At 71.9% G+C, this 13,187-nt stretch carries 9 protein-coding genes; 5 read left to right on the top strand and 4 right to left on the bottom strand.

Annotated elements, in window-relative coordinates:
- The 5 genes from IE249_RS13900 to IE249_RS13920 all read left to right on the top strand — a co-directional run.
- Positions 1-2,237: HAMP domain-containing protein (locus IE249_RS13900; protein ID WP_189705117.1), on the top strand; the 2,237-nt coding region annotated here is incomplete at its 5' end.
- 6 nt (positions 2,238-2,243) lie between these two features.
- On the top strand, positions 2,244-3,956 hold the full coding sequence (pgsB, locus tag IE249_RS13905) for a poly-gamma-glutamate synthase PgsB (protein WP_189705118.1): 1,713 nt from the start codon (positions 2,244-2,246) through the stop codon (positions 3,954-3,956).
- Positions 3,953-4,435, top strand: a complete 483-nt coding sequence (locus IE249_RS13910) for a poly-gamma-glutamate biosynthesis protein PgsC/CapC (RefSeq protein WP_189705119.1) — start codon at positions 3,953-3,955, stop codon at positions 4,433-4,435. The genes pgsB and IE249_RS13910 overlap by 4 nt, the downstream gene beginning before the upstream one ends.
- 34 nt (positions 4,436-4,469) lie before the next feature.
- Complete coding sequence (locus IE249_RS13915; protein ID WP_189705120.1) at positions 4,470-5,531, top strand: C40 family peptidase; 1,062 nt, start codon at positions 4,470-4,472, stop codon at positions 5,529-5,531.
- Between the two features lie 97 nt (positions 5,532-5,628).
- Complete coding sequence (locus IE249_RS13920) at positions 5,629-6,645, top strand: PLL family lectin (RefSeq protein WP_189705121.1); 1,017 nt, start codon at positions 5,629-5,631, stop codon at positions 6,643-6,645.
- A gap of 19 nt (positions 6,646-6,664) precedes the next feature.
- On the opposite strand, the gene IE249_RS13925 is transcribed toward IE249_RS13920, so the two are convergent.
- From IE249_RS13925 to IE249_RS13940, 4 genes are all read right to left on the bottom strand, one after another.
- Entirely contained in the window at positions 6,665-7,765 is a 1,101-nt protein-coding gene (locus IE249_RS13925; protein WP_189705122.1) for an LCP family protein, read from the bottom strand.
- A 222-nt stretch (positions 7,766-7,987) separates the two neighbouring features.
- Positions 7,988-10,117 carry a 3-hydroxyacyl-CoA dehydrogenase NAD-binding domain-containing protein gene (locus IE249_RS13930; protein WP_189705123.1) on the bottom strand — a complete coding sequence of 710 codons (2,130 nt, stop codon included), beginning with the start codon at positions 10,115-10,117 and terminating at the stop codon, positions 7,988-7,990.
- Positions 10,114-11,334, bottom strand: a complete 1,221-nt coding sequence (locus tag IE249_RS13935) for a thiolase family protein (RefSeq protein WP_189705124.1) — start codon at positions 11,332-11,334, stop codon at positions 10,114-10,116. The genes IE249_RS13930 and IE249_RS13935 overlap by 4 nt, the downstream gene beginning before the upstream one ends.
- A gap of 532 nt (positions 11,335-11,866) precedes the next feature.
- The gene (locus tag IE249_RS13940; protein ID WP_189705125.1) at positions 11,867-13,168 is read right to left on the bottom strand and encodes a ribonuclease D; all 1,302 of its coding nucleotides are present in this window, start codon (positions 13,166-13,168) and stop codon (positions 11,867-11,869) included.
- Between the last annotated feature and the right edge of the window lie 19 nt (positions 13,169-13,187).

Below are 13,187 nucleotides of genomic sequence, written 5' to 3' on the forward strand. Positions count from 1 at the left end.
TCGGCGGGATCCGCCCGCCGATCGCGGTGCTGTCGGTGCTCCTGCTGTCGCTCGCCGGCATCACCGCACTGGTGCTGGGCCGCGTGGACAACGCCGGAGTGCCGAAGGCGGTGATGACCTCCCAGCAGCACTTCGCCGAGGACGGAGCCATCGCGCTGCGGGCCTCCATCGACGAGTCGGTCACCGACCTGACCCGGTCCGCCGCCCTGTTCAGCGCGGGGGAGCCGGTCTCCGGGGACGCCGTCCTCGACAAGCTCGGCAGCACCTACCAGAAGTGGGTGGGCACCGCCGTCGTCGAGGTGCGCAGCGGCAAGCTGGTCGCCGCCCGCGGCGAGACCGTCCCGCTGACCTCGCTGAACTCCGCCGCGCTCGGCGACGAGGGCGGACTCGCGCCCCGCATGGTCACGCTGAAGAACGGCGAGGTGCGCCTGCTGTCGCTGGCCCTGCTGTCCTGGCCGGGCAAGCCGCAGCTGCTGCTCGTCGCCTCCAGCAATCTGAAGTTCCCCGGCATCAGCATCGGTCAGTTCCGGTCCATCGCGGTCGTGGACGGCCGCGGCGCGATCCTGAGCAGCGACGGCATCGAACAGCCCGAGCAGGTGCGCACCAGCCTCGACCGCAAGGAGATCGCCGCCTCCAACAAGCAGCTCGCGGACTTCGCGCGGCGCGCGGCCCGGGCCGCCGGGCAGGACCCCCGCAGCAGCAAGGAGCCCGGCGCCGGCGGATACCAGGGCGTCAGCGGCAGCCTGGTCGGCGGCCGCCTGCTGAGCGACCGGTCCGTCGCCGGATACGCCACGCTCGCCGCGGCCGAGCCCGGCGAGGCCACCACCGCGACCGGCCTCGGCCTGTCCGTGGTGTCCATGGTCAAGGTCGCCGACGACCCCACCCGTACCACCTCACCCGTCTTCGGCCTGCTCGCCGGCAGCGCGCTGCTCCTGGTCGGCGGCATCGCGGTGGCGATGCTGCTGGGCACCGTGCAGCGCCCGCTGATCCGGCTGTTCCTGGAGTCCCGCCGCCTCACCCGCGGGGACCTGACCCGGCCCGTCACCGTCCCCGGCTACGGCGAGGCGCACCGCATCGGCCACGCCCTGGAGCGCCTGCGCCGCCAACTGCTCGGCGAGCCGGCCGACGCCACCGGCTCCGCGGCGCGCCCGCGCGGCCTGCGCCGGGTGGGCACCCGGGCCCTGCTCGCGATCTGCGCCGTGCTCCTGCTCGCCTGGGCCGCGCCGCTGATGCTGCTGCTCAACCGCGCCGACGGCACGGCCGTGGTGCCCCAGCAGCTCGTCAACGACCAGCGCGAACGCACCGACACCCTCAGCGACCGGGTGCGCCGCGCCCTGAACGAGGGCGAGGCCGACCTTCAGTCGGTGGCGTCCCTCATCGGCAACAAGACCACCGCCGCCGACATGGACAAGGTGCTGACGCGCACCTACGACGAGAGCCGCCGCTACCGCTCGCTCTACGTCGTCGACTCCACCGGCGAGGTCCTGGCCCGCGAGGGCAAGGGACCGCGCGTGGTGAAGTCCAAGCGCACCGCGGAGACCTCCATCCGGCTGATGGGCCAGGGCGGCAAGGAGCCCGTCGTCGTGGGCACCGCCGAGATCCCCGGCCGGGACGGCGCGGCCCTGGTCGGGGAGTTCCGGGTGGAGTTCCTCAACGCGCTGCTGACCCGGCCGGGCCTGGGTGTCGTCCGCCTCGTCGACGACAAGAGCAAGGTCATCGCCGGCAACACCGGCTTCCTCGCCTTCCAGTCCCTGCCCGACGACCACCTGAAGGATCTGGTCGCCGCCACCGGCCAGAAGCTCGGCAAGCGGGCGCGGGCGGGCGGCGTGCTCTACCGCGAGGGCGGGGTGCGCATCGCCGCCGCCGCGCCGTTCGCGGGCAGCGGACCGGCCGAGTCGCTGGGCTGGAGCGTGGTGAGCTGGCAGCGCGCGGACCGGCTGGCCATCCCGGAGTACGAGGAGCAGAACCGCACCGTGCTCGCGGGCCTGCTCGGCGCCGCCGCGGCCGCCGCCTGCCTCGGCTGGCTGCACATCGTGGTGGCCCGGCCGCTGCGCTCGCTCGCCGACCGGGCCGAGTCGCTGGCCGGCGGCGACCGCAAGGCGGTGCTGTTCCCGCAGCACCACGATGAGGTCGGCGCGGTCACCCGTTCCCTGGAGCTCATCCGCCAGCAGTTGCAGGACCAGCGCAGGCAGCAGCCGCCCCGGACGCCGTCCGACCGGCAGTACATAAGGAACTGATCTCCCGTGCTCTTCCTCTACACCGTGCTGCTGGTGTGCTGCGCGATCCTGCTCGTGGCGGGCATCGTCGAACAGCGGCGGCACTTCACCAACCTGGACAACATCCCCACCCGGGTGCTGGTCAACGGCATCCGCGGCAAGTCGTCGATCACCCGGCTGTGCGCGGGCGCGCTGCGCGGCGGTGACCTGGTCACGGTGGCCAAGACCACCGGAACCGCGGCCCGGTTCATCCACCCGGACGCCACCGAGGAGCCCGTCTACCGCAAGTTCGGCATCGCCAACGTGGTCGAGCAGATCGGCATCGTGCGCCGGGCGGCGGCGTACAACCCGGACGCCCTGGTCATCGAGTGCATGGCGGTCATGCCGGCCCTGCAGGAGATCAACCAGTCCAAGCTGATCCGCTCCACCATCGGCGTGCTGTGCAACGTCCGTGAGGACCACCTCGCCGAGATGGGCCCCACCCTGGACGACGTGGCCCGCTCGCTGTGCCGGTCGATGCCCGAGGACGGCATCTGCGTCACCGCCGAGAAGGACCGCTTCGACATCCTCCAGGAGGAGGCCGACGCCCGTAACTGCCGGCTGATCTACGCCGATCCGGAGACGGTCAGCGACGAGGAGCTGCGCGGCTTCAGCTGGTTCACCTTCAAGGAGAACGTCGCCATCGCGCTCACCGTCGCCGAACTCCTCGGCGTGGACCGGGAGACGGCGCTTCAGGGCATGTACGACGCCCCGCCGGACCCGGGTGTGCTGTCGGTGGAGCGCTACCTCACCCACGAGGACAAGAAGCTGCGCTTCGCCAACGTCTTCGCGGCCAACGACCCCGAGTCGACGCTGATGAACATCAACCAGCTGCTCGACCTCGGCGCGATCCACCGCCCGCTCAACGTCGTCATCAACTGCCGCCCCGACCGCGTCGAGCGCAACGGCCAGATGGGCGAGATCATCCCCGACCTCGACCCCGAGCACGTCTTCGTCATCGGTCACCCGGCCAAGTCCGCGATCGACGCGATCCCCGCCGAGTTCCGCTCGCGCGCCGTCGACCTCGGCGGCGACCGGCGCGACCCCGAGGAGTTCATGAACCGCATGCTCGGCATGCTCGGCCCCGACTCCTCCCTCGTCGCCATCGGCAACATCCACGGCCAGGGCGAGATCCTCCTCGAGCACCTCGCCGAACTCCCCGCGGACGACACCCCCGACGAGTCCGACCCGCCGGCCGCCCCGGCGCGCGCCGCCGCCCCGGCCGCCGCCGCGCCGGCCATGCCCGAACACGTCGAGACGATGCAGCTCTACGCGCCGCGCATCGACCCCTACCAGGGCTACTCCGAGGCCTACGAGGCCCGTTACGCCCACCCCCAGGTGCCACGGCAGGCGCGACGGCAGGACCACGACGACTGGCCGCAGCGGCAGGAGGTGCGGCAGGACGTGCGGCAGGGGGTGCGACAGCAGCCGCACCAGCCGCAGCAGCCGTACGGGACACGACCGCAGCAGCAGCCGTACGACGCACAGCCGCAGCGCGGACAGTTGCCGCGGCACCCGTCGCAGCCGCGGAACCAGAACCCGCAACAGCCGCGGCACGAGTCGCAGCAGCAGCACCAGCAGCAGCCGTCCGCCGCCCCTGAACAGGCGGCGCCGCGCGGCCTGTTCGAACCCCGCGTGCCGCCCACGCATCCCGCAGACGACGACCACCAGCAGTGGCACAGCCCAGGAGACCAGCGTTGATCCCCTCCGTCCTCACCCCCGAGATCGCCGCGATCGGCATCGGCCTGGGGCTGATGTTCTCCCTGATGTGCTACCTGACGACCAACCTGTCGCCGGGTGGCATGATCACCCCGGGCTGGCTGGCGCTGACCCTGATCGAGGACCTCCAGCGGGCGGCGCTCGTCGTCGGCGTGACCGTGCTGACGTACGTCACCACGCTGCTGCTGCAGAAGTTCGTGATCCTGTACGGCAAGCGTCTGTTCGCGGCCGTGGTGCTCAGCGGCGTGCTCATCCAGGCCACCGTGATCATCGTCCTCCAGATGGAGTTCCCGCTGCTCTACGCCAACCAGACCCTCGGCTTCATCGTGCCGGGCCTGATCGGCTACCAGCTGGTCCGCCAGCCCAAGGGCGCCACGCTGCTGTCCACCGGCTCGGTCACCCTCGCCACCTACGTCGTGCTGACCGCCGGCATCCTCCTCGGCGCCATGCCCACCGCCTGAACCCGCACGTCCCACCGCACACTGGAGTCCTCACATGCCGAAGCGCAAAGGCCGCCCCGTCCTCCACGCGGTGACGGTGCTGGCGCTGCTCACGGGCAGCGCGTACTTCACCTACGAACTGCGCAAGGACGAACAGGCGAAGGTCCCGGCCGCGCAGAGCGTCACCGACAACGCCGACCTGCAGAACTCGGGCGCCAAGGCCACCGGCAAGCAGACCTGGGAACGGCTGAACAACCCGGCGCGCTCGGTGCTGCGCGACGGCAAGGGCGCGGTCGTCGCCACCTTCACCGACGGCGCCCGCACCGCCACCCTCAAGGGCCCCTCGCGCACCTTCGCCGAGCCGGCCAACACCGCCTCCCGCGTCGTCACCGACGACTGGGTCCGCCTGATGCCCGAACCGTGGACCAAGGGATCCGAGAACGAGCAGTGGTTCAAGGACTGGTTCAAGCAGTACTACGGCAGCCAGGAGGACGACATCTTCGCGATCGCCTTCCAGTACGTCCAGGGTGCCCCGCTCAAGAAGGACTCCTCGGGCGTGCCGTACGCCGGTGACGCGGTGTTCGGTCCGTTCAAGGAGGACGGCGTGGACCGCCTGGAGCAGAACGACTTCTACGACTACCTCGGCATCCCCTACACCTTCCGCAACGGCACCACGCTGTACCCGCGCAAGGAGCGCTACCGCGCCCTGGACTGCTCGGGCTTCATGCGCATGGTGTGGGGCTACCGGGCCCGGTTCCCGCTGATGGCGTCCAACACCCTCGGCGACGGCCTGCCCCGGTCCGCCGACGGCATGGCCCGCTCGAAGACCGGCGTCGACATCATCAAGATCCAGGGGCCCTCGCCCTGGTACGTGCGCCCGGCGAACATCGACGTACTGCAGCCGGGCGACCTGCTGTTCTTCAAGATGGACCACCGCACCGGCAACCACATCGACCACGTGGGCCTCTACCTCGGCCTGGACACCGACGGCCACCGCGTCTTCATCTCCAGCCGCAAGGAGGTCAACGGACCCACGATGGGCGACAAGGGCGGCGCCTCCCGCATCGACGGCAACGGCTTCTACGCCCAGCTGTTCCGCAGCGCCAAGCGTCTGTGACGCGGCGGCCGTGGGAGCCGGGGACTTCTCGGCCGCCGGGCGCCTGTGACCAGGGGCCGGGCCGGGACGCGCGCCCGGCCCGGCTTACAGTGATCCGGTGAACGGCGACTGGCTCACCCGCGGCCGCGACGGCCGGCTCAGTGTCCACCTCCCCTCCTCCGACGCGGTGCTGTGCCGGGCGGAGCGGTGGCCCGGCGGCCCCTGGGACGCGCCGCGCCGGGTGGGCGGCGACCAGAAGCTGCACCCGGTGCTCGCCGTCGGCCAGGGCGCCGACCGCTACGCCCACCTCGTCTCCTGGCGGCCCACCGCGGCCGGCGAGTCGGGCCTGGTCCACTCCACGCACTTCCGTCCCCGGCTCGCGGCCCTGGACTGGAACCCGGTCGGCCACCCCGACAAGAAGGGCGACCGCACCGGCACGCCCGCCGTCGCGGTCGACGCGCAGGGACGCGCCCACGTCCTCGTCCGCAACAAGGGCGGCGGCGTGAGCATGCTGGCCCAGAAGGAGAAGGGCGGCTGGGACCCCTGGCGGGACCTGAAGGGGAGCGAGGTCCACGACGGCCTCGCGGCGGTCACGGGGGAGTCGGGTCTGGTCGAGGTGTACGCGACGGTCCCGGGCGGCCTGGTGCACTGGCGCCAGGAGGCCCCGGGCGCGGTGCCGGTGCTCGCGGAGGAGCGCGAGACCGGCGTGCGCCCCGGCACCCTGCACGCCCTGGCGACCTCCGCCGGACACACCACCCTCTTCTACACCGACGACTCCGGCGACCTGTGCGCCTGGCGCCCCGGCGGCGAGCCGGCCGTCCTGCTGCCCTCGGCGGGCCCCGGCCCGGTCACCGCCGTACGCTGCGAACTGGACGGCCACGACTGCACGTTGCTCGCCCAGCGCTCCGCCGCCGGCCGTGTCGCCTTCACCGCCTACCCCACCGAGGACGAGCCGGCCGGCGCCTGGTGGACCGAGTCCGGCCCCCAACTCCCGCTGGACGCCCGGGTGTTCCTGGCCACCGACGGCGAAGGCCGGGTAGTGGCGGCAACGTTGTCGCCCTCCACCGGCCGCCTCCTCCTCACCCGCCGCAAGGAGGAGCCGGGCCTGGCCCTCCAGGCGTGGCGCGAGGTCTGAGCCGGGCTCGCCGTGCCCGCTAGGAGTGCCCGCCGGTGGCCGGAGACTTCTTGGCGGACTCGGGGACGGGCGCATCCGCACGGATCGCCTTCCACAGCTCGGAGGCCTGCGGCTGGGCGGCGACCACCCGGTTGGGGTCCACCTTGTCGTAGCAGACCGGCATCATGATCGTCTCCATGGTGGCGGGGTCGATGCCGTCGAGGCTGCGGGAGAACTCGGCCAGCCTGCTGAGGGAGGCGAGGCCGGAGTCGGTGGTGAGCGACCTGGTGAGACTGTCGGCGACCCGGTACGCCTTGGCCGGACTGCCCAGCAGGTCCTGCTTCTTGATCTCGGAGAGCAGGGCGGTGAGGAACTTCTGCTGCAGGGTGATGCGGCCCAGGTCGCTGCCGTCGCCGTAGCCGTAGCGGGTCCGTACGAACCTCAGCGACTGGGCGCCGTCCAGCCGGTGCGTGCCCGCCTCCAACCGCAGCCCGCCCTTGCGGCCGTTGATCGGCTCGTCGAGGGTGACGGTCACCCCGCCGACCGCGTCCACCAGGTCCTTGAACCCGGCGAAGTCGATCTCGACGTAGTGGTCCATGCGAACCCCGGACATCCTCTCCACGGTCTTCACCGTGCACGCCGGACCGACCTGTGAGTACACGGAGTTGAACATCACCCGCTTCTCCGGGGCCACTTCACCCCCGTCCCGCCCGCTGCACGCCGGCCGGGTCACCAGCGTGTCCCGCGGAATGCTCACGGCGACCGCCTTGCGGCGGCCCTCGGGTATGTGGATCACCAGCGCGGTGTCGGAACGCGCCCCGGACACCTTCCCCGCGTCCAGCGCCGCGTTGGCGCCCGCCCTCGAGTCGGACCCCAGCACCAGGATGTTCTGCCCCGAGGTGGGCAACTTCTCCGGCCGGTCATCACCGATGGCCCTGTCGATGTCGACGCCCTTGATATTGGAGTCGAGCCCCCGGTAGAGCCAGTACCCGGCCCCACCCCCGGCCACCACCACGACCCCGATCCCCAACGCCACCCAACGCCACACCCGCCGACGCCGGGACGGCGGCACGGCCTCCGGAGCCTCGGCCGTTGCGTGGTCCGTCCCATTGTCGCCCGTCCCGGTGCGGGGTCGCGTCATGTCCCGGTCTTCTCTCTCAGTCAGTGGCGCGATGCCTTCGGCCGTACGAGGGGAGCAGGGCACGAGTGGGGGGAGAGACCGGGCCCGCGCGACGTGGAACGCCGCCGTGTGCCCGAACTATAGACCGATTACTGGACGATGGGGCAGATCCTGCCGGTTGGACGCACGACTGGGGCCCCCGCACGCGCGGGGGCCCCAGTCGTTGTGGGAACGATCAGGCGACTAGGCGGGGACCGAAGCCACGCCCGGCTGCAGGAATCGCTTGCCGTTCACTCGTTCCGAGACGCCCTCTCGGTCGAGGTACGGGGTGATTCCGCCGAGGTGGAAGGGCCAGCCGGCGCCGGTGATGAGGCAGAGGTCGATGTCCTGGGCCTCGGCGACGACGCCCTCGTCGAGCATCAGGCCGATCTCCTGGGCGACCGCGTCCAGGACGCGGGCGCGGACCTGCTCCTCCGTCAGGACCTTGTCGCCCTGCTTCAGGAGCGCGGCGACCTCCGGGTCCAGCTCGGGCTTGCCGCTGTCGTAGACGTAGAAGCCGCGCTTGCCGGCCTCGACGACCGCCTTGAGGTTGGGGGAGACCGTGAAGCGGTCCGGGAAGGCCCGGTTGAGGGTCTCCGAGACGTGCAGGCCGATGGCCGGGCCTACCAGTTCGAGCAGGACCAGCGGGGACATCGGCAGACCGAGCGGCTCGACCGCCTTCTCCGCGACCTCGACCGGGGTGCCCTCGTCGATGACGTTCTGGATCTCGCCCATGAAGCGGGTCAGGATGCGGTTGACCACGAACGCCGGGGCGTCCTTGACCAGCACCGCGGTCTTCTTCAGCTTCTTGGCCACCGCGAACGCGGTCGCCAGCGAGGCGTCGTCCGTCTGCTCGCCGCGGACGATCTCCAGCAGCGGCAGCACCGCGACCGGGTTGAAGAAGTGGAAGCCGACGACCCGCTCGGGGTGCTTCAGCTTCGAGGCCATCTCCGAGACGGAGAGGGAGGAGGTGTTGGTCGCCAGGATCGCGTGCGCGGGGGCAACCGCCTCGACCTCCGCGAAGACGTTCTGCTTGACGCCCATCTCCTCGAAGACCGCCTCGATGACGAAGTCGGCGTCCGCGAAGCCCTCGGCCTTGTCCAGCACACCGGAGACCAGCGCCTTCAGGCGGTTGGCCTTGTCCTGGTTGATGCGGCCCTTGCCGAGCAGCTTGTCGATCTCGGCGTGGACGTAGCCCACACCCTTGTCGACGCGCTCCTGGTCGATGTCCGTGAGGACGACCGGGACCTCCAGACGGCGCAGGAAGAGCAGGGCGAGCTGCGAGGCCATCAGGCCCGCGCCGACCACGCCGACCTTCGTCACGGGGCGCGCCAGGTTCTTGTCCGGGGCGCCCGCGGGGCGCTTGCCGCGCTTCTGGACGAGGTTGAACGCGTAGATGCCGGCGCGCAGTTCACCGCCCATGATCAGGTCCGCGAGGGCCTGGTCCTCGGCGTCGTAGCCCTGCTGCAGGTCGCCGTTCTTGGCGGCGGCGATGATGTCCAGGGCGCGGTAGGCGGCCGGGGCGGCGCCGTGCACCTTGGAGTCGGCGACGAAGCGGCCCTTGGCGACGGCCTGGTCCCAGGCCTCGCCGCGGTCGATCACCGGGCGCTCGACCTCGATCTCGCCCTTGAGGACGGCCGCGGTCCAGATCAGCGACTGCTCCAGGAAGTCGGCGCCCTCGAAGATCGCGTCCGCGATGCCGAGTTCGTAGACCTGCTTGCCCTTGAGCTGCTTGTTCTGGTTGAGGCTGTTCTCGATGATCACCGAGACGGCCTTGTCCGCGCCGATCAGGTTCGGCAGCAGGGTGCAGCCGCCCCAGCCGGGGACCAGGCCGAGGAAGACCTCGGGGAGGGAGAACGCCGGGATGGCCGCGGACACCGTGCGGTAGGTGCAGTGCAGGCCGACCTCGACGCCGCCGCCCATCGCCGCGCCGTTGTAGTACGCGAAGGTCGGCACGGCCAGCTTCGACAGCCGCTTGAAGACCTCGTGGCCGCCCTTGCCGATGGCCAGCGCGTGGTCGTGCTGCTTGAGCAGCTCCACGCCCTTGAGGTCGGCGCCGACCGCGAAGATGAACGGCTTGCCGGTGACGCCGGCACCGACGATCTCGCCGTCCGCGGCCTCCTTCTCCACCTGGTCGATCGCGGCGTTGAGGTTGGCGAGCGACTGGGGGCCGAAGGTGGTCGGCTTGGTGTGGTCCAGGCCGTTGTCGAGGGTGATGAGCGCGAAGCGCCCGGCGCCCAGCGGGAGGTCGAAGTGGCGTACGTGCGCCTGCGTGACGACCTCGTCCGGGAACAGCTCGGCCGCGCCCTTCAGGAGTTCAGCGGTGGTGCTCACTTGTCGCCTCCGTCGAAGTGCGGGTTCTCCCAGATGACCGTCGCGCCCATGCCGAAGCCGACGCACATGGTGGTCAGGCCGTAGCGGACCTGCGGCTGCTCCTCGAACTGGCGGGCCAGCTGCGTCATCAGGCGGACGCCGGAGGAGGCGAGCGGGTGACCGAAGGCGATCGCGCCGCCGTACTGGTTGACGCGCGCGTCGTCGTCGGCGATGCCGTAGTGCTCGAGGAAGGCCAGGACCTGGACGGCGAAGGCCTCGTTGATCTCGAACAGGCCGATGTCGGAGATGGACAGGCCGGCCTTGGCCAGCGCCTTCTCCGTGGCGGGGATCGGGCCGTAGCCCATGACCTCCGGCTCCACGCCCGCGAAGGCGTAGGAGACCAGGCGCATCTTGACCGGCAGGCCGTTCTCGCGGGCGAAGTCCTCGCTCGCGATGACGGAGGCGGTGGCGCCGTCGTTCAGACCGGCCGCGTTGCCCGCGGTGACCCGGCCGTGGACACGGAACGGCGTCTTGAGGTTCGCCAGGTTCTCCAGGGTGGTGCCCGGGCGCATCGGCTCGTCGGCCGTGACCAGGCCCCAGCCGGTCTCGCCGGCCTCCTCGTTGGTGCGGCGCACCGAGATCGGCACCAGATCCTGCTGGATCTTGCCGTTGGCGTACGCCTTGGCGGCCTTCTCCTGCGAGCGCACCGCGTACTCGTCGGCGCGCAGCTTGGTGATCTGCGGGTAGCGGTCGTGCAGGTTCTCCGCCGTCATGCCCATGAACAGCGCGGACTGGTCGACCAGCTTCTCGCTCACGAACCGCGGGTTGGGGTCGACGCCCTCGCCCATCGGGTGGCGGCCCATGTGCTCGACACCGCCCGCGATGGCGACGTCGTACGCGCCGAAGGCGATGGAGCCGGAGACCGAGGTGACCGCGGTGAGCGCGCCCGCGCACATGCGGTCGATGGAGTAGCCGGGGACCGAGGTGGGCAGGCCCGCGAGGATGCCGGCGGTGCGGCCGATGGTCAGGCCCTGGTCGCCGATCTGCGTGGTCGCGGCGACCGCGACCTCGTCGATCGTCTTCGGGTCCAGACCGGGGTTGCGGCGCAGCAGCTCCCGGATCGCCTTCACGACGAGGTCGTCGGCGCGGGTCTCGTGGTAGATGCCCTTCGGGCCCGCCTTGCCGAACGGGGTGCGGACGCCGTCGACGAAGACGACGTCCCTGACGGTACGAGGCACGATGGCTCTCCTCCAGGGTGCGGGATGGCACTGCTGCGTTGCGCTGAGCGCGCGCTCAGGCCCATGCTACTTACGAGTAACGTACCTGCCCAGTCCCTGCGCCTGGAGCGGCGAACGTCACACGGACGCAGTGCTGGATCTTGGCGCGATATCGCCGGGGGCGGGGGCGCCGGTTCGGGGGGCGGGGTGCCGGTTGGTTGGTGACGGTGGCGGTGGCGGGTGGCGGTGGCGGGTGGCCGTGGACGGTGGGTCGGCCGGTGCGTGGTCGTCCGGCCGTGCGGCCGGACCGGGTGCGCGTGGAGGTGCGCGGGTCGACGGCGCGTGCGGGAAGGCGGTGGCGCGCGCCGAGTGGGACGCGCCTGGAGTCGTCGGCGCGGCCGCGCCGGGATGCGGCGCGCGCCTCGGGACTCCTGTGCGGCAGTCGGTACGGGGCAGCGGTGCCGAAGGCGATGGCCCGCGGGCCCCGTGGGCTACGACGCGCCGGCCGCCGTTCCCGTCGTCAGCGCCGCCCAGGTGCGGTGCCCCGGGGCGGTCACGGTGTCTGGCCGTCGTCCCCCGCCGAGAGGGCCGCCACCAGGGTCGGGGTCACCTGTTCGACCTGCCACGGGCGTGCCCCGTAGGCGGTGAGTGCGGTTGCCACCGAGGTCGCGTCGGGGACCTTGGGGGGCTCCCAGCACAGCCGGCGCACAGTGTCCGGGGAGACGAGGTTCTCCTGGGGCATGCCGAGCTGCTCGGCGAGTGCGGAGACGCCGGCGCGGGCCGCGGACAGGCGGGCCGCGGCGGCCGGGTCCTTGTCGGCCCACGCCCGCGGCGGCGGGGGCCCCGTGACCGGCTGGCCGGGCTGGGGCAGCTGGGAGTCGGTGAGCGCCCTGGCGCGGTCCACGGCCGCCTGCCACTGCTCCAGCTGGCGCCGGCTCATCCGGTGCCCGAAGCCGTTCAGCGCGCCCAGCGCGTGCACGTTGACCGGGACGGCGAGCGCCGCCTCGACGATGGCCGCGTCGGAGAGCACCTTGCCCGGCGACACGTCCCGCCGCTGCGCGATGCGGTCCCGGGTCTGCCACAGCTCCCGTACGACGGCCAGCTGCCGCCGGCGCCGCACCTTGTGCATCCCGGAGGTGCGCCGCCAGGGGTCCTTGCGGGGCTCGGGCGGCGGCGCCGAGGCGATGGCGTCGAACTCCTGCAGGGCCCACTCCAGCTTGCCCTGCCGGTCCAGCTCCTTCTCCAGGGCGTCGCGCAGGTCGACGAGCAGTTCCACGTCCAGGGCCGCGTAGCGCAGCCACGGCTCGGGCAGCGGGCGGGTCGACCAGTCGACGGCCGAGTGGCCCTTCTCCAGTACGAAGCCGAGCACGCCCTCGACCATCGCGCCGAGCCCGACCCGGGGGAACCCGGCCAGCCGGCCGGCCAGCTCGGTGTCGAACAGCCGGGTGGGCACCATGCCTATCTCGCGCAGGCACGGCAGGTCCTGGGTGGCGGCGTGCAGCACCCACTCGACGCCCGAGAGCGCCTCCCCGAGGCCGGACAGGTCCGGACAGGCGACGGGGTCGATCAGCGCGGTACCGGCCCCTTCGCGGCGCAGCTGCACCAGATACGCGCGCTGGCCGTAGCGGTAGCCCGAGGCGCGTTCGGCGTCCACGGCGACCGGGCCGGAGCCGGCGGCGAACGCGGCGATCACCTCGGCGAGCGCCGAGGCGTCGGCGATCACGGGCGGAATGCCCTCGCGGGGCTCGAGCAATGGGATCGGCGTCCCCGTGTCAGACGATCCGCCGTCGTCCGGAGGGGCGCCTCCGGTGGTTCGCAGTGAGCTGTCTGCTGCGGTTTCGTGGGCGTCGGTCACCTGTCAAGGGTATCCGTGG

The sequence above is a fragment of the Streptomyces anandii JCM 4720 genome (genome assembly GCF_014650655.1).
In the GTDB taxonomy this organism is placed as follows: Bacteria; Actinomycetota; Actinomycetes; order Streptomycetales; family Streptomycetaceae; genus Streptomyces; species Streptomyces anandii.

What these genes read in the sequence shown, in the direction of transcription:
- IE249_RS13925 (WP_189705122.1), bottom strand. Translation starts at nt 7,765, where the DNA reads ATGACGCGACCCCGCACCGGGACGGGCGACAATGGGACGGACCACGCA.
- IE249_RS13915 (WP_189705120.1), top strand. Translation starts at nt 4,470, where the DNA reads ATGCCGAAGCGCAAAGGCCGCCCCGTCCTCCACGCGGTGACGGTGCTG.